13 protein-coding genes and 2 pseudogenes are annotated in these 16,823 nt (G+C 56.3%); 14 read left to right on the top strand and 1 reads right to left on the bottom strand.

The genetic code is table 11. From position 1 onward, the window contains the following. Positions 1-33 precede the first annotated feature (33 nt). Positions 34-435, bottom strand: coding sequence for a hypothetical protein (locus ATC00_RS33710; protein ID WP_064254457.1), 402 nt, complete (start codon positions 433-435; stop codon positions 34-36). 513 nt (positions 436-948) lie between these two features. On the opposite strand from ATC00_RS33710, the pseudogene ATC00_RS33705 reads away from it, so the two are divergent. The 14 genes and pseudogenes from ATC00_RS33705 to ATC00_RS22040 form a co-directional block, all read left to right on the top strand. Continuing rightward, positions 949-1,479, top strand: a pseudogene (locus ATC00_RS33705) (calcium-binding protein); the annotation flags it as partial. A gap of 235 nt (positions 1,480-1,714) precedes the next feature. Next, positions 1,715-5,185 carry a hypothetical protein gene (locus ATC00_RS22100; RefSeq protein WP_153045268.1) on the top strand — a complete coding sequence of 1,157 codons (3,471 nt, stop codon included), beginning with the start codon at positions 1,715-1,717 and terminating at the stop codon, positions 5,183-5,185. 12 nt (positions 5,186-5,197) lie between these two features. Continuing rightward, positions 5,198-5,929 carry an acyltransferase gene (locus ATC00_RS22095; RefSeq protein ID WP_153045267.1) on the top strand — a complete coding sequence of 244 codons (732 nt, stop codon included), beginning with the start codon at positions 5,198-5,200 and terminating at the stop codon, positions 5,927-5,929. A 65-nt stretch (positions 5,930-5,994) separates the two neighbouring features. Then, positions 5,995-6,687, top strand: a complete 693-nt coding sequence (locus ATC00_RS22090) for a CatB-related O-acetyltransferase (RefSeq protein WP_234804716.1) — start codon at positions 5,995-5,997, stop codon at positions 6,685-6,687. Positions 6,688-6,833: 146 nt separating this feature from the next. Then, positions 6,834-7,054: pseudogene (locus tag ATC00_RS31475) on the top strand (transposase domain-containing protein); the annotation flags it as partial. Positions 7,055-7,073: 19 nt separating this feature from the next. Continuing rightward, the gene (locus ATC00_RS22080) at positions 7,074-7,370 is read left to right on the top strand and encodes a hypothetical protein (protein ID WP_064254453.1); all 297 of its coding nucleotides are present in this window, start codon (positions 7,074-7,076) and stop codon (positions 7,368-7,370) included. A 354-nt stretch (positions 7,371-7,724) separates the two neighbouring features. Beyond that, on the top strand, positions 7,725-8,618 hold the full coding sequence (nifH, locus tag ATC00_RS22075) for a nitrogenase iron protein (RefSeq protein WP_064254452.1): 894 nt from the start codon (positions 7,725-7,727) through the stop codon (positions 8,616-8,618). Between the two features lie 109 nt (positions 8,619-8,727). Beyond that, positions 8,728-10,230, top strand: a complete 1,503-nt coding sequence (gene nifD, locus ATC00_RS22070; RefSeq protein ID WP_064254451.1) for a nitrogenase molybdenum-iron protein alpha chain — start codon at positions 8,728-8,730, stop codon at positions 10,228-10,230. Positions 10,231-10,354: 124 nt separating this feature from the next. Next, the gene (gene nifK / locus ATC00_RS22065; RefSeq protein ID WP_064254450.1) at positions 10,355-11,896 is read left to right on the top strand and encodes a nitrogenase molybdenum-iron protein subunit beta; all 1,542 of its coding nucleotides are present in this window, start codon (positions 10,355-10,357) and stop codon (positions 11,894-11,896) included. 63 nt (positions 11,897-11,959) lie between these two features. Further along, the gene (gene nifE / locus ATC00_RS22060) at positions 11,960-13,462 is read left to right on the top strand and encodes a nitrogenase iron-molybdenum cofactor biosynthesis protein NifE (protein ID WP_064254449.1); all 1,503 of its coding nucleotides are present in this window, start codon (positions 11,960-11,962) and stop codon (positions 13,460-13,462) included. Continuing rightward, on the top strand, positions 13,459-14,844 hold the full coding sequence (gene nifN, locus ATC00_RS22055; RefSeq protein WP_064254448.1) for a nitrogenase iron-molybdenum cofactor biosynthesis protein NifN: 1,386 nt from the start codon (positions 13,459-13,461) through the stop codon (positions 14,842-14,844). The genes nifE and nifN overlap by 4 nt, the downstream gene beginning before the upstream one ends. After that, positions 14,810-15,304: a nitrogen fixation protein NifX gene (nifX, locus tag ATC00_RS22050; protein ID WP_064254447.1), complete on the top strand. Its 495-nt coding sequence runs from the start codon at positions 14,810-14,812 to the stop codon at positions 15,302-15,304. Before nifN ends, nifX begins: the two co-directional genes overlap by 35 nt. A gap of 3 nt (positions 15,305-15,307) precedes the next feature. Further along, on the top strand, positions 15,308-15,796 hold the full coding sequence (locus tag ATC00_RS22045; RefSeq protein WP_064254446.1) for a NifX-associated nitrogen fixation protein: 489 nt from the start codon (positions 15,308-15,310) through the stop codon (positions 15,794-15,796). 27 nt (positions 15,797-15,823) lie between these two features. Further along, the gene (locus ATC00_RS22040; RefSeq protein ID WP_064254445.1) at positions 15,824-16,609 is read left to right on the top strand and encodes a winged helix-turn-helix transcriptional regulator; all 786 of its coding nucleotides are present in this window, start codon (positions 15,824-15,826) and stop codon (positions 16,607-16,609) included. Positions 16,610-16,823 lie beyond the last annotated feature (214 nt).

Genomic DNA, 16,823 nt, shown 5'->3' with positions numbered 1-16,823 from the left:
GTCTTCGGTCCTGAAAAGCTCTGATGGCGGAATTCAGGAACTGCGGCCGACTGACCTGGATAGTGTATTTGGATTGCTAGAGATTTCTGGAGGAAGAAGCACAGGCGCACGCCCGCCTGAATGCATGTTGCGCCTCGCGGTATCCCGCAACCGGATGTTCAGGAGTTCGTCGAACATGAACAGCCCCGGAATGTCCGGGGTCCGGGGTTGCCGAGCATCGACCGCGGCCTTCGGTCCCTCACGCAGCCACATAAACGTCCTGAAAAGAGTGCCTGTGCAGCGCGCGAAATCGCCTTCCGGAAGAGCTTCCTCCGCACGGGAGTCGAACATCAATTGCTCGAATTCATCAAGCTGGTCCTTGATATCCGCCTTGTTGCGCAGCACATGGCTGCCGAGATAGCACAGCGGATCTTCGACGGCATTGGAGCGGACCACCTGTCAGCCTTTTTTGAAGGCTTTGACGATCTCGCTACGGTAAGCCTCGCCCTTGAGCCCACGTGCGGTCAACTTCTTTGGGTGAGACCTGTACGCTTCAACTCCTCGATAATCGGTTTGATCGCTTTGATGATAAACCGCTGGGTTGCACTTCTAGCGAAAAACGAGCGGGATGCAACCCCGCGATCTTGTCGGGCGTGGTTCCGATCATCTGGGCCATTGCCGCATTGCACGCAACAATTTTGTCATATCCGCTACCCAAAATGCATCTGGTGATCGGTTGAAGATGAAATCTGCAACGTTCTCTTCAAGGGTTTTCCTTTTTATTGTAAACATGGCGGAGCCTTTCGAATATGACAGAGAGTAACGCATCCTTTGGTAAAACAGATCTAACTTAGCTTTACCGAAAGACAGCATTTCAGGAGTGGTCCTATAAATTTCTGACTAGGCAATCCGATTTCGCAGCTTAGATCAGACGGGCAAAAGCGGCGGCGACAATGATTGGACGGACGGCGGCGCAATGATACCTATGTCGTCAATGAAACCGGTGACGCCCATCGATGAAGTCTCCCATGGCGGTAGCGGCGTTGACACCGTCGGGTCTTCAATGTCCTTCAGTCTCCCAGCACGAAAGTTGTGGGTGCGGTCGAAAGCCTGACCTTGCTTGGTCTCGCCAATTCTCGTCGGCAACAGTGGCAACAACATTGTGAACGGTGGGGAGATAATAAGCTGACGGGGGGCTTGGAAACGACACCTTCTTCCTCAATTTGGAACTGAGCGCCACAACCAACGTGGACAATGTCGCCGATGACGCCATCCGGCTGGAAAACTCTGTCTTCACAGCGATCCTGGGGCGCTAACGGCAGCACAGTTCGTCAAGAATACCACGGGCCTTGTTGCCGATGCGAGTGATCGGATCATCTAAGAGAGTGACACTGGCAAGCTGTTCTACGACAGCAACGGAAATGCTGCGGGCGGCTCAGTTCATTTTGCGACGGTCGGCACAAATCTTGGGGTCACCGCGGCGATTTCTTTGTAGTCTGAAGCGCCTGAGGCGTGGGGGCCTGAGTGCAAGGGCGACTCTCCATGTGACCTTTGACAGCCACACTTTTCGAAGCCGCCAAAAGTCCTCTTGCAGTCGAGGCCTCAGAGGTGATAAGCGAGCAATACCCGATTGAACCCAGAGGTTGTGCAACGCACGGTCGTTCATTGAATGGGTGGTTCAGCGGGCAAGTCTTTTCTCTATTTGTGTAGGCGTGGCAACGCTGAGGGGAAAACCGTGAACGTACTTATCTGGACTACGCCTTGGCCCACTCAAGGCGGCGAATTATATTTCGGCTACAACGCTTTTGTTGGGCACCTGCTGAAGCAGGGAAAAACTCTTGCTGAAGCAGGATGCGCCGTGCACGTGGCGTTCCCAGACACGTTTACATCATTCCTTCGCGATAAAAATTTCAACGCCAACTTCATTGAGTTGAACGCACTAGAGTCGACCAAGATCGTTGGTGGATGGACCGACCCATCGCAAGAACTATATGAACTTGGCCCTGCGGCTGATGTGAGCCAGCGGATTTCCACATGGCTGAGGCCGCATCTTCCCGAGGAAATCGATGTTGTCTTGTGCTGGGAAACGCCAGTGCCATACCTTCGTAGCCTCTACCCGGAGGCTCTAATAATCAACCAGATGCCGGGCCAATTCAGTAGAACTCCTTACCCTCATACTGTGATTTTTGACAACGAGGGCCTCTACAAGAAGGGAACTCTATTCAAGAGCGCGGCTTCCATTATCAAGGTGGGAGAGACTACCAATTTAGCCAGTTCTTTTTCCGCAACTGCAAAGGGACTATTTCGAAAATATCCCTTCCCCGTTCGAAACAAGCTTGCCAGAACAGGAAAGACGAACTTCAACCTTCTCCCACTGCAAATCTCCGAGCACTACGCATTTCGTGGAGACACTGGATTTGTGAGCCAAGCGCAGTTTTGTGTCGAGGCGCTAAGCTCTGTACCTGATGAGCCGGTCTACGTAACACAGTATATTTCTCGTCTATACCGCGACACGGTTATGACTCCCCAGTTCGTCAACTATTTAGAGACGCATTTTCCTAACGTGATCTATGATGCGGCGACCGAAAAGCTCTCGTCAGTGAGCCAACATGTTTTGCCCCAATGCTCGCAGCTTCTCGTTGCATCCTCGGGGATAGGAATTCAAGCTCTAATATGGGATGTGCCGCTCAAGGTCATTGGAGATACCTTCCTTAGGCCCTTCGATAAGAAAGAGCTAACCACCACAGTTGAACGAAATAGAGTCCTCTCCTTTGTTCTCGGACGGCACGCTCCGCTGGCAAACAAGGTCGTCAACGATGGGGGATTTATAACAGCCCTCATTGAGGAGATGCGATCACGGCAAGGTCTTGTTGGCGTCGAACGCTATCCCCGCTTCAGCGACCTGGACAGCCTGTATGAAGACAAACTGCTTTCGTCGTTCACTGAAGGTGACATTGCAAAGGTTTATCAGAGCATCAAACTGTCGCCAACGCCAGTTTCTAAAGCACAGCAGTTCTCTGGTCTAATACAGAAGCATCAACCGAAACTCATTTCATTTGATCTGTTCGATACTTTGGTCATACGGGGGTTCGAGGCCCCTGCAGATCTCTACAAGCTGCTGGAGTATGATCTGCGGGCTAAGATGCAGCACGTTCCCTTCGATCTGGCTGGAAAGCGACTTACTGCCGAACTCAAAGCCAGGACTGAAGCTGAGGGAGAAGAGATAACTCTTCGGGACATTTATACGTGCCTTGCGGCCTCTGAGAATATTCCTGCTGAGCTGTGCGAAAAGATTATGGAAAGGGAGATTGAGCTAGAAATCAAAGCGTGTCAGCCCCGGCCCATTGGCATAGAGATGTTAAGAATAGCGCGTGCTACTGGAACACCGGTTTGCATTACAAGCGACATGTACTTGCCAAGGCATGCCATCGACAGCATTCTGTCGGCAACTTTGGTAGAAGTCGACCAAGTATATCTGTCCACAGAGATTGGATTGACGAAGAAATCGGGCTCGCTGTTTGATTTCATCACCACCGAACGCAAGCTCAACAACAAAGACGTCGTTCACGTCGGCGACACATTGAAAACCGACATCGAACCGGCCACAAAAAGGGGTATAACGGCTTTTCACATTCCCAAATCGACCGAGTATTTGCGATCGCATCCGTATTTCTCAAAGACCTTCGGAAAGCGACCGCCGATTACGGGCCTTGGACGCAGCGTCATCGCGTCTGCAATCGCCCATAAGATGTTCGATGATCCTAAACAAGTCGCAACTGACAGCATTGCGAAAGGTGATCCATGGCTTCTAGGATACAACGTTCTGGGACCACTTGTCTTAGGTTTTGTGTCTTGGGTCCGGCGGCGTGCGGTGGAGGACAATGTATCGACTCTGTACTTCCTCGCGAGGGAAGGAAGAATATTTAAAGACGTGTTTGATCGTCTAGAACTTGAAAACTACTCTGGAGTAGAGAGTAAATATCTTCTGGGCTCGCGCCGTTGTATCCGGGTTGCACAACTTAAGTCCCTTCCTGACATTCTAGAATTGAGCGGTCAGACCATCGATCGACATGCATCGCTTCGTTCGCTTCTGGAAGGTAGGTTCGGGCTTTCAGCCATAACCGTTCCGCAATCCGACATCGCTGAGGCTGGCTTTACCACGATTGATGATGTTATCCAGGAAGTGCCTAACTGGAGTTCAAAGCTCAAGCTCCTGCTGGGACTGCTCTCCGAAGCTATTCTAGCGCAGAGCGAACAGGAGCGATCGAATTATGAGGCGTACCTTACGTCAGTAGGTTTTGTCGCCTCGCAAGAAAATGCTGTCGTCGACGTTGGCTGGAACGCCAACATGCAGGGTAGTCTTGGGGATTTGGTCGGAGAGCCGCTTAGAGGCTATTATTTTGCGACACTGGAGGCGGCCTCACGGTGGCGCGCTCAAGGCCATCTTATACATGGCTACTACGCCGAAAATTGCACCATCACAGATGATGACGAGATTTTGTCAACCCGTCTGCTCCTCGAGCATATGCTTTGCGACCTCATTCCGAGCGTGCTGTCCATCAAACGCAGGGGACTAGAGTTTAAGCCAGATTTTGGTCGAAATCATGTGTCGGAGCAACGCCTCGATTTGGTGGCACCAATTCAGGAAGGTGCAAAGTGCTTCGTCGATGATATCTGCCGGACTCTTGGATCAAACATTGATGCCGTTGATTTCCGCCCGGACGTGATGGCCGCACTTATGAAGACATTTCTTGCGACTCCAGCCCCCTCAGACGCGGCGCTTTTCCTCGGGCAACCGCTGGATGATAGCTTCAGTGGCGCTCAACGGCGCTATTTGGTTGCGCCCCAAGTTGACAAGTCTATCCTGAACACAACCCCTTCTTATTGGCTCGCCGGCGCGCAGGCAATTAGGTCGCGCAAATCACCGGGAAGGAATGAGTCTCCAAAAATTTCCCCTACGGAACTTTTAGCGGAACCGACGACAGGCAAACGACGGAATGGCAGCCACCAAAGCCTACCTGCGGTGACAAACGGTCGCGAGTCGTTGCGGAGCCGCATAGTGCTGAGTGTCGCCTACCCGATTTTGAAGCCACACCTGACCGACAACGAAAGGAATTCTTACAAGAGCAATCCAACGGTTTACTTTAATCGTGTTAAGCACCCGATACTGCGAGCTGTTGGGAAAGCTGCCGGCTTGCGGCGATAGAAGGGATTTGACTTGCGTAGTCCCAGCAACAAAGTTACGAACTTGCTTGGCGCCGGTGTGGGCAATGTTGTCAAAATCCACGAATCTGTCGTTTTGCCAACGTCGCACTCAGTTCTTTCTCACGGCGATAAAAACCGAATCGTCATGAGCGGCAATTGCGATGTCGAGAACTTCAATGTGGAGTTTCATGGTAGTGGCAACAGACTTCTAATTGAGCGCAGCTGCCGCCTTAACACCAAATTTGTTTTTAAGGGCAATGACAACACCATTCATATTGGCCATCATTGCCAATTCATCGAGGCGGTCATTCAAGCGGAATACGGCACGAGAGTACAGATTGGGCCAATGGGAATGTTTGCTCGAGGACTAATTGTCAGATCGGGCGACTCCCATTCTGTCATAGATATAGCAACCCTCAAGCGTGTGAATTTTTCGAAGTCCGTATTGATCGCTCCGCGTGTTTGGGCGGGTTACGACGTCAGCATAATGAAAGGGGTGACCATTCATTCCGATACCATTATCGGCGCGGCGTCCGTGGTCACAAAAACTCCAGACGAAGGGCGGTGCATTTTAGCTGGCATCCCGGCGAAGATAGTGAGGCGAGGTGTTTTCTGGGACAAACGTTCGTTGGGCGACGATGTCCCTGAGCAGTTTTGGATCGACTCGCTAAATGAACGGGGCATCGATAGGAACGATTACTTAATCCCCGAAGATTGTGCGATTGAGACAGAAAAACGTACGTGACAATGATAATTCTTTCGACTGACAAAAAGTCACTGGCATCGTCTACGAGGGGACACGGCTTGGTGATGACCGGAGAATGCCACATCGGAGGAACGCTGTCGTTCGAAGTCCCCATAAGGTTAGCTTCGACCACAACGATGAACGAATGCTCCATTGGGTTCATGAGTTATCTCGGAAAAGGGACAGTCATTAAACGCAGCAAGATCGGGCGATATTGTGCCATTGGCGAGCGTGTTAAGATCGGCGCTCCAAACCACCCTCACGATTGGCTTAGCATTCACCCTTTTCAGTACGACGGCGTAGATTATTTCCGGCCGTACGAGGAATGGAGCATTGCCCAAGGCCTCCGGTACCGGGGCAATTCAGCGACCACCGTCGTCGGCAATGACGTATGGATAGGGGACAATGTCCTAATAAAGCAGGGCTTGAACATTGGCGATGGCGCCGTCATAGCCGCCGGGGCGATTGTGACTAAGGATGTCTTGCCTTACCAGATCATAGGTGGTGTTCCGGCAAGGTTCATTAAAAATCGGTTCCCCGATGAAATAGCCCGAAGGCTATGCAAGCTTCGATGGTGGAACAAACAAATCCCTCCAAATTCCGGCATTCCTTTTGATGATGTCATCGCACAGATCGATAAAATCGTGGCACGATTTTCAGAGTTCGAGGATTTATGCCCAACACAGCTGCGTCTTGCCATCGATGGCTCAAGATACAGTCTTTCGAAAAGAGAAGTTGTAAGTGTCGACGGCGCATGACCTGGGCCGGACCGGGGCTGTCAATGGAATCATCGCGAATAAAAGTTCGACCCGGGTGCTAAAGCGTGTAGCATTTAATCGGCCTCATATCCGGCCGCATTGAAGTCGTTTCTGCATTCTGTAACGGAGAAGAGATTGCAGATGTCGCCGAGAGGCGCCCAATTGGGATTGGACGGAAAACTCGCTATTCACCGGCGCCAACACGCGGGCCGAGACTCTGTCCCGTGCCATGACGATCATCGAGACGGCCAAGATGAATGGCGTCGATCCGCTAGCCTATCTGGCCGACGTGCTCGACCGCAACCACGATCACAACATCAGTCGGCTGGACGAACTGCTCCCATGGATTGGGCACCCGTTGCCGTGATCTTCGCAGAGGCCGCCTGATGGCCACCATCACCTACGTCTTCACCATCAACCATGTCGCCGAAATGCTCGGCGAAGACCTGGAACTCCTCAAGGCCATCGTCCGCAATTCCGACAACCTGACCTATGGAAGTATCATCAGCGTTGTACACGGTGACGATGTGACAATCACCGCACTGACCGACGATGGCATCGATGAGCTCAACCAGATGCTCTCCACTGCTCGCCGTTCGCCCGAAGCCTGGAATGACTTCCTCGCCAGCTTTGTCGACGACGAAGAACTCATCGCTCGCGTCAAGGCGAGATCTCCGCGGTAACAATCGGCCGGTTACCATCGTTCCCCGAAAGCACTTTTAGAAAACCCATCGGATCGTGGGCTCACGCAGAGCATGTGCAGCGCAAGGCTCTCGCCGTCGCGAAGGATCATGTCCGCGACACTGCTAAGAGAGCGGTGGCGCTTGGACAGCTCTGTAGGCTTTGTCGAAACCGCGACACAGGCTTGTTGCCAACATGTTTCGTTGTGTCGGCGGCTAAATAGCTGGAAACAAACAAAAGACTCTTGGCTGGGCGGGCTCAGCCAAATTGGCACGAGTTTTGAACCCTTCATTGCGAGGCGGCGCGGGCTGCCAACCGCCATTGCGCGCTGGATGGAACGAAGGAAGGAAGGCAACATGTCAGATTTGCGTCAAATCGCATTCTACGGCAAGGGGGGCATCGGCAAGTCCACCACCTCCCAAAATACGCTCGCGGCCCTTGTTGATCTCGGGCAGAAGATCCTGATCGTCGGCTGCGACCCCAAAGCCGACTCCACCCGCCTTATCCTGAACTCGAAAGCGCAGGACACGGTTCTGCATCTCGCGGCAGAGGAAGGCTCGGTGGAAGACCTCGAACTCGAGGACGTCCTCAAGGTTGGCTACAAAGGCATCAAGTGCGTGGAGTCAGGGGGCCCGGAGCCGGGCGTCGGTTGCGCCGGCCGCGGCGTCATCACCTCTATCAACTTCCTTGAGGAGAATGGCGCCTATGACGACGTCGACTACGTCTCCTACGACGTGCTTGGCGACGTGGTATGCGGCGGCTTCGCGATGCCGATCCGCGAAAACAAGGCGCAAGAAATCTACATCGTCATGTCCGGCGAAATGATGGCGCTCTATGCCGCAAACAACATCGCCAAGGGTATCCTGAAATATGCCCATTCTGGCGGCGTGCGGCTCGGCGGGTTGATTTGCAACGAGCGTCAGACCGACCGCGAGCTCGATCTCTCCGAGGCGCTGGCTGCCAAGCTCAATTCCAAGCTCATTCACTTCGTGCCACGCGACAACGTCGTCCAGCACGCCGAGCTCAGGAAGATGACGGTCATCCAGTATGCGCCGGATTCCAAGCAGGCCGGGGAATATCGCGCACTGGCCGAGAAGATCCATGCCAATTCGGGCCAGGGCACCGTCCCGACACCAATCACCATGGAGGAGCTCGAGGACATGCTGCTCGACTTTGGCATCATGAAGACCGACGAGCAGATGCTTGCCGAACTTCAGGCCAAGGAAGCCACGCTGGCGGCTGCCCATTAACCTCCCCCGCCGCCGGCAGGAGCGCGCCGGCATCGACCCCGGCGCGCTCTTCCTGAAGAACAACGCCTCGTCGGCGAGGCGTCACCGAACCTGAAAGGGACCAGGGCCCATGAGCCTCGACCATGAGAATGACGGCGCTCTCAATGAGAAGCTTATCGAGCAGGTGCTGTCGCGTTATCCAGACAAGGCGGCAAAGCGCCGCAAGAAGCACCTGAGCGTCGCGAAAAGCGGAGACGAGGCCGGCAAGGAGGGAGAGATCCTTTCCGAATGCGACGTCAAGTCGAATATCAAGTCGATTCCCGGCGTGATGACGATCCGCGGCTGCGCCTATGCTGGCTCCAAAGGTGTGGTGTGGGGTCCGGTCAAGGATATGGTCCATATCTCACACGGGCCGGTCGGTTGCGGCCAGTATTCCTGGTCGCAGCGTCGCAATTACTATGTCGGCACAACCGGCATCGATACGTTTGTGACGCTGCAGTTCACCTCCGATTTCCAGGAGAAGGACATCGTTTTCGGGGGCGACAAGAAGCTGGAGAAGATCATAGACGAGATCGAAGAGCTGTTCCCGCTGAACAATGGCATCAGCATTCAATCGGAATGCCCGATCGGCCTGATCGGTGACGACATCGAGGCGGTGTCGCGCAAAAAGGCCGACGAGCACGACAAGACGATCGTGCCGGTGCGCTGCGAGGGCTTCCGCGGCGTCTCGCAATCTCTTGGTCACCACATTGCCAACGACGCGATACGCGACTGGGTCCTCGACAAGACGGAAGTAGACTTCGACGCCGGCCCTTTCGATGTCAACATCATCGGCGACTACAATATCGGCGGCGACGCATGGGCGAGCCGCATCCTCCTGGAGGAAGTGGGGCTGCGGGTGGTCGGCAACTGGTCGGGGGACGCGACGCTTGCTGAGGTAGAGCGGGCGCCGAAGGCCAAGCTCAACCTCATCCACTGCTACCGGTCGATGAACTACATCTGCCGGCACATGGAGGAAAAGTACGGCATTCCCTGGATGGAATATAATTTCTTCGGTCCCTCACAGATCGAAGCGTCTCTGCGCAAGATAGCCAAGCATTTCGGACCGACGATCGAGGATAAGACCGAGGCGGTTATTGCCAAGTACCGCCCTTTGGTCGACGCGGTAATCGACAAGTACTGGCCGCGCCTTAAAGGCAAGACCGTGATGCTCTATGTCGGCGGGCTCCGCCCTCGCCACGTCATCACGGCCTATGAGGACCTCGGCATGGAGATCGTCGGCACCGGCTACGAGTTCGCCCACAACGACGACTATCAGCGCACAGGGCACTACGTTAAAGAAGGCACGCTCATCTATGACGACGTGACCGGCTACGAGCTGGAGAAATTCATCGAGGGGATCCGCCCTGATCTCGTTGGCTCCGGTATCAAGGAAAAGTATCCGGTGCAGAAGATGGGCATCCCGTTCCGCCAGATGCATTCCTGGGATTATTCCGGGCCGTATCACGGCTATGACGGCTTCGCCATCTTCGCCCGTGACATGGATCTGGCGATCAACAGCCCGGTCTGGGACCTCTACGACGCCCCTTGGAAAAAAAAGGCCGGGCCGCCAATGGCGATGGCTGCCGAATGAGAACCAGGGCCTCCGAGGAGCAGGGGGCCCTAAACGTCCCCGACTCCATTCAGGGGAAATCCGAAACATCTCGACGTCCCCTGTGCCGCCGTCCTGGTGCGCCAGATGAAAAGAGGTAACCACCATGCCGCAGTCGGCCGAAAAAGTTCTCGACCATGCTCCGCTGTTCCGCGAGCCGGAATACAGGCAGATGCTTGCCGAGAAGAGGCTGAATTTTGAATGTCCGCACCCGGACCAGATCGTTACCGATCAAGGCGAATACACCAAAAGTTGGGAGTACCGCGAAAAGAACCTCGCCCGCGAAGCGCTTGTCGTGAATCCTGCGAAAGCCTGCCAGCCGCTCGGAGCTGTGTTCGCGGCCGCAGGCTTTGAGCGGACCATGTCCTTCGTTCATGGCAGCCAGGGCTGCGTAGCCTATTACCGTTCGCACCTGTCGCGGCATTTCAAGGAGCCATCATCGGCGGTGTCGTCCTCGATGACGGAGGACGCAGCAGTGTTCGGAGGTCTGAAGAACATGGTAGACGGGCTCGCCAACACCTATACGCTCTATGATCCAAAGATGATTGCCGTCTCGACCACCTGTATGGCGGAGGTCATCGGCGACGACCTGCACGGCTTCATCGAAAATGCCAGGAACGAAGGCTCGGTCCCGCCCGACTTTGATGTTCCTTTTGCGCACACGCCGGCCTTCGTCGGCAGCCATGTCGATGGCTATGACGTCATGGTCAAGGGCATTCTGGAGCACTTCTGGAAGGGCCAGGAGCGCAAGGAAACCCGCGGAACGATCAACATCATTCCGGGATTCGACGGCTTCTGCGTCGGCAACAACCGTGAGCTCAAGCGCCTGCTCGACCTGATGGAGGTGTCCTACACCTTCCTGCAGGATGCTTCCGATCAGTTCGACACGCCGTCGGACGGCATGTATCGCATGTATGACGGCGGCACGATGATCAAGGACGTGAAGGCGTCACTCAATGCCGAAGCGACACTGTCGCTGCAGCACTACAATACCCGCAAGACGCTGGAATACTGCAAAGAGGTCGGGCAGGCGACGGCCTCGTTCCACTATCCTCTCGGGGTGAAGGCGACCGACGAATTCCTGATGAAGGTCTCAGAGATTTCCGGCAAGGATATCCCAGGGGCAATCGGTATGGAGCGCGGCCGACTGGTCGACGCCATGGCGGACAGCCAGGCCTGGCTGCATGGCAAGAAATACGCGATCTACGGCGATCCCGACTTCGTCTACGCCGTCGCCCGGTTCGTCATGGAGACCGGCGGCGAGCCGACCCACTGCCTCGCCACCAATGGCACTTCAGCCTGGGAAGCCGAAATGAAGGAACTGCTTCAATCCTCGCCCTTCGGCAAGGATGCGCAGGTCTGGGCGGGCAAGGACCTCTGGGCGATGCGCTCGTTGCTCTTTACAGAGCCGGTGGACCTGCTGATCGGCAATTCCTACGGCAAATACCTGGAGCGTGACACCGGCACGCCGCTCATTCGACTTATGTTTCCGATCTTTGACCGGCACCATCATCATCGCTTCCCTCTCATGGGCTACCAAGGGGGTCTACGCGTCCTAACGGCAATCCTCGACAAGATCTTCGACAAGCTCGATCGCGAGACCAGCGAGCCGGGTGTAACGGACTATTCTTTCGACCTGACCCGCTAAGAGATGCGGTTGGCCTTTGCTGAAGGCCGGCCGTAATCCCCGATGGAGTTGAAAACCGGCGCAATGTCACCGCTCTCTATAAAAATCAATGCTGTCTTCGACGAGCCCGCCTGCGAGAAGAACCGCAGCAAGGATGCAAAGGCGCGCCAGAAAGGCTGCTCGAAGCCGCTGACCCCCGGGGCGGCAGCCGGCGGCTGCCCTTTCGACGGGGCCAAGATCGTGCTGCAGCCGATCACCGACGTCGCGCACCTGATCCATGCACCGCTTGCCTGCGAGGGCAATTCCTGGGACAACCGCGGCGCGGCGTCGTCGGGGCCAACGCTATGGCGCACCAGCTTCACGACAGATCTTACCGAACTCGACGTGGTGATGGGGCAGGGCGAGCGGAAGCTTTTCAGGGCGATCCGCGAAATCAAGGAACAGTATGCTCCGCCGGCGATCTTCGTCTATTCGACTTGCGTGACGGCACTGATCGGTGACGACATCGAGGCGGTCTGCAAGCGCGCGGCTGAAAAGTTCGGCTTGCCGGTAGTGCCGGTCAACACGCCAGGCTTTGTCGGCTCCAAGAATCTCGGCAACAAGCTTGCCGGCGAGGCCTTGCTCGATCATGTCATCGGCACGGTCGAGCCCGACAATATTGGTCCTTACGACATCAATATCCTCGGCGAATTCAACCTTTCCGGCGAGTTCTGGCTGGTGAAGCCGCTCCTTGATCGTCTCGGGATTCGGGTGCGCGCCTGCATTCCGGGCGACGCGCGCTACTTGGACATTGCCTCCGCGCATCGTGCTCGGGCGGCCATGCTGGTGTGCTCGACCGCGCTCATCAATCTCGCCCGCAAGATGGAGGAGCGCTGGGACATCCCGTTCTTCGAGGGCTCTTTCTACGGCATAACCGACACCTCGGAAGCACTCCGGCAAATCGCCAAGCTGCTTGTGAACAAGGGCGGCGATCCGGAGCTGATCCAGCGCACAGAAACACTGATCGAGAAGGAGGAGGCGATTGCGTGGAAGAAGCTTGAGGCGTACCGACCGAGGCTTGAAGGCAAGCGCGTGCTGCTCAACACCGGCGGCGTGAAGTCCTGGTCGGTCGTCCATGCGCTGATGGAGATAGGCATCGAGATCGTCGGCACGTCCGTCAAGAAATCGACGGTCGAGGACAAGGAACGCATCAAGCAGATCTTCAAGGACGAGAACCACATGTTCGAGTCGATGTCTGCGCGCGAGCTTTACGACATGCTTTCAGAGGGCAACGCCGACATCATGCTGTCGGGCGGGCGCACGCAATTCATCGCGCTTAAGGCCAAGACTCCTTGGCTCGATATCAACCAGGAGCGACACCACCCCTATGCCGGCTATGACGGCATGGTGGAGCTCGTACGCCAGATCGACCTTGCCATTCACAACCCGATTTGGCGGCAGGTGCGGGAGCCGGCACCATGGGAATACCAACCTGCCCTGGAGGAAGAACTTCCGGGCACGCAGAGCGGACCCGAGACACTCCACGACTTCGAAAGAGCATCCCTACAACAGCCGGCGGTTTCCGCAAGCGTTGAGGTGAGCCGATGACCCGCATCCTTCCCCAAACCAAATCGGTGGCGGTCAATCCGCTAAAGTCCTCGCAGCCGCTGGGTGCCGCGCTCGCCTTTCTGGGAGTGAATGATGCGGTGCCCTTGTTCCATGGCAGCCAGGGCTGCACCAGCTTCGCCCTGGTCCTTCTCGTGCGGCATTTCAAGGAAGCCGTCCCATTGCAGACGACGGCGATGGACGAGGTGGCGACGATCCTCGGCGGCATGGACCATCTGGAAGAGGCGATTCTCAATCTGAAGAGCCGCACGAACCCGGAATTGATCGGGGTCTGTACCACTGCGTTGGTGGAAACCCGTGGTGAGGATTTTGCAAGGGGTCTCGCAAACATCAAGATGATGCGCGCCAAGGAACTCGCAGGCACCGAGATCGTGCTGGCCAACACGCCGGATTTCGAGGGAGCGATCGAGGAGGGCTGGGCCAAGGCTGTCACTGCCATGATCCAAAGGATTACTCTGCGCGGTGAGCAGGTAAGGCAGGGCAAGAGGATCGCGATCTTGCCAGGCTGGAACCTCACGGTCGCTGACATCGAGCATGTGCGCGAAACGGTGGAAAGCTTCGGACTCAAGGCGGTGATTCTGCCCGACCTTTCCGGTTCGCTCGACGGTACGGTGCCTGATGACCGTTGGGTCCCGACCACCTATGGCGGCACGGCCGTCAAGGATATCCAGGAGCTTGGCACTGCGGTGCAGTGCATCGCCATCGGTGAGCATATGCGCCGTCCGGCGGAGGTGCTGGAGAGACTGACCGGAGTGCCTTACGCGCTGTTCCAGTCGCTTACAGGATTGAAAGACACGGACCGTTTCGTCTCCCTGCTTTCGGCAATTTCCGGTACGCCGGCGCCTGCGAAAATCCGCCGTCGCCGCGCACAGCTGCAGGACGCCTTGCTCGACGGGCATTTTCATTTCGGCGGCAAGAAAATCGCCATCGCCGCCGAGCCGGACCAGCTTTACCAGCTCGCCACCTTCTTCACCGGCATGGGCGCCGAAATCGCAGCTGCGGTCACCACGACCGGCACCTCGAACATTCTTGAGAAAGTGCCTGCCAAACAGGTCCAGGTCGGCGACCTTGGCGACCTCGAAGGACTTGCCGGAGGTGCTGATCTGCTTGTCACCCATTCGCACGGGCGCCAGGCAGCCGAGCGTCTCGGCATTCCGCTCATGCGCGTGGGGTTCCCGATCTTCGACCGGCTGGGCAGCCAGCACAAGCTCACGGTCCTCTATCAGGGGACACGCGATTTGATCTTCGATGTCGCCAACATCTTCCAGGCCAACCAGTACGCGCCGACGCCTCAATCACTCGATCCGTTCCGTAACCGGAAAATGCCAGATGACAGCCGCCCGCCGACTTTCTCTCGTCACTGACGAGGTTCGCCCACCGGGGCCGAAAGGGAAAACAGGCTCCTTGCGTGTAGCGATCGCCACGCAGGATATGAAGAGCCTCAACGCCCATTTCGGATCGGCGAAGTGCTTCGCCGTCTATGACGTGAGGCCCGATGACTGGAATTTCGTGGAAGCCGTCGCCTTTGAAGATGTTTCCGACGAGAGCGGCAAGCACCGCAGCGAGGGCGATGACCGCATCACTCCAAAGGTGGAGGCGTTGAAGGGGTGTCATCTCCTGTTCTGTCTGGCCATCGGCGGGCCCTCTGCAGCAAAGCTTGTTTCGGCAAGAATCCATCCGATCAAAGTGCCACAGCCCCAGTCGATTGAAGACGTATTAACCCGCACCCAGACCATGCTCAGGACGGCTCCTCCACCCTGGCTGCGCAGGGTGTTGATGGAAGCGGGCGCTGCCAAAAGGCAATCCTTCGAGGACGAGGACTGAACGATGAGATCACCGTTAGATACCCCGGTCATCCGTGCCGTCGACCCGGACGAGAGGGCCCTTGCTACGCCTTTTCTCAAAAGCCTTACACGCCTGATCCGCGCACAGGACACCTATGGAATGTGGGAAGATAAATCCGACGCCGACCTGCTCGCAGACTTCATCGTCACCAAGGAGCAGCGCCGTGAGATCCCGATCATCGGTGATCCCGATCCGGACGTCCTGTGGAGGCTCCAGATTTTCTACACCTGCGTAGCGCTTGCGATCGAGGAGCGCTCCGGGCTGCTTGCATCGTCGACCATGATGATGAGCCCTGAGGGCTTCGGCCGTGTGGTTCTCACTACCGGCCGATTGGTGGTTCTGTCGAAGACCCTGCGCGATGTCCACCGGTTCGGTTTCGACACACTCGGCAAACTCGCGAAGGCGGGTGCGAAACTGGTCGATGATGCCATAGCCGCTATCGAAGCATATCCCGACGCGGCACGGGCGTGATGGAAGCGATCTTCGCGCAAGCGGATCATGCCAAGCCTTGAGGACAGTCGATGGCCAGCCCATTCAACCGAGGCGATCGAGGCCGATTCGGTTCTCGGGGTAGTGCTGATGAAGCCATTGGTCCTGATCTGTTCACAAGATGTGGAGTTATATCTGTTCCTCAGCCACATACTGGGGGTGGACGGCTTCGCGAGTGAGCCGGCAGGTGACGTGAAGGAAGCACTTGCATTGGCCGATGAAAGGGAGCTCCAAGCGGTGGTGTTGGACTGTGCACCAACAAACGCGACAGGTTCCACAATCTGCGCCGGGCTCAAGGGGGAACCCCGAACCGGGGGCCTGCCCGTTATTGCCCTGATCGGACCCGGCGCCGAGAACCAATACCTCGATCTTTTAAAGGCGGGCATTGACGAGAGCTTTGTGCGGCCGATCGCGCCGGCCAAGCTGCTTGACTGTCTACGGACGAAGCTGGCGCTGCCGAAGCCTGGTTCAAATGGGATCGAGAATGGCAGCTGGCTTTGCTGCGGCAGCCTTGAGATGAAGCCCGACGCCCACCGGGTTCGCGGCAATGGGCACGACATTCATCTCGGACCGATCGAGTTCAACCTTCTGCGGCATTTGCTTGAGGCTCCCGGGAAGGTCTTTAGCCGAGACGAGCTGATCGACGCGGCCTGGCCGGATAATATCCATATCGGTGCACGCACCGTCGACGTACATATCAGCCGGATTAGAAAGGCGCTGAAGACAGCCTCCCCCGGCAGCGTCATCCGAACCGTCAGGTCCGCCGGGTACTCGCTTGAGGAGCCGGACGGCTAGAGAAAGACCGTGGTGCCTTTTCCCGTTAAGTTGTGCTGAGGGCAAGTCTCTTGCGGCTTCGAAACGCACCTACAGCAAAGCGTACTCAGCATGACGGGAGCTAACCGCTCCGATCAGGCCGGGAGCTGAACAACGACTTAACTTCGAGTGTAGACGGTCGCGCTTGCCGGAGTCGGCGGGGATCGACTCAATCACATTGTCATCGTCAGGTAGC

Origin of the sequence: Sinorhizobium americanum (assembly GCF_001651855.1) — a bacterium.
In the GTDB taxonomy this organism is placed as follows: domain Bacteria; phylum Pseudomonadota; class Alphaproteobacteria; order Rhizobiales; family Rhizobiaceae; genus Sinorhizobium; species Sinorhizobium americanum.
Note: the sequence above shows the minus strand (reverse complement) of the source record. Positions and strands in the feature narration are given on the sequence as shown.

Bases quoted from the DNA above. Each gene is read 5' to 3' on its own strand.
- nifH (WP_064254452.1), top strand. From the start codon at position 7,725: ATGTCAGATTTGCGTCAAATCGCATTCTACGGCAAGGGGGGCATCGGC.
- nifN (WP_064254448.1), top strand. From the start codon at position 13,459: ATGACCCGCATCCTTCCCCAAACCAAATCGGTGGCGGTCAATCCGCTA.
- nifD (WP_064254451.1), top strand. From the start codon at position 8,728: ATGAGCCTCGACCATGAGAATGACGGCGCTCTCAATGAGAAGCTTATC.
- nifK (WP_064254450.1), top strand. From the start codon at position 10,355: ATGCCGCAGTCGGCCGAAAAAGTTCTCGACCATGCTCCGCTGTTCCGC.
- ATC00_RS22045 (WP_064254446.1), top strand. From the start codon at position 15,308: ATGAGATCACCGTTAGATACCCCGGTCATCCGTGCCGTCGACCCGGAC.
- ATC00_RS22090 (WP_234804716.1), top strand. From the start codon at position 5,995: ATGACCGGAGAATGCCACATCGGAGGAACGCTGTCGTTCGAAGTCCCC.
- nifX (WP_064254447.1), top strand. From the start codon at position 14,810: ATGACAGCCGCCCGCCGACTTTCTCTCGTCACTGACGAGGTTCGCCCA.
- ATC00_RS22040 (WP_064254445.1), top strand. From the start codon at position 15,824: ATGCCAAGCCTTGAGGACAGTCGATGGCCAGCCCATTCAACCGAGGCG.
- ATC00_RS22080 (WP_064254453.1), top strand. From the start codon at position 7,074: ATGGCCACCATCACCTACGTCTTCACCATCAACCATGTCGCCGAAATG.
- nifE (WP_064254449.1), top strand. From the start codon at position 11,960: ATGTCACCGCTCTCTATAAAAATCAATGCTGTCTTCGACGAGCCCGCC.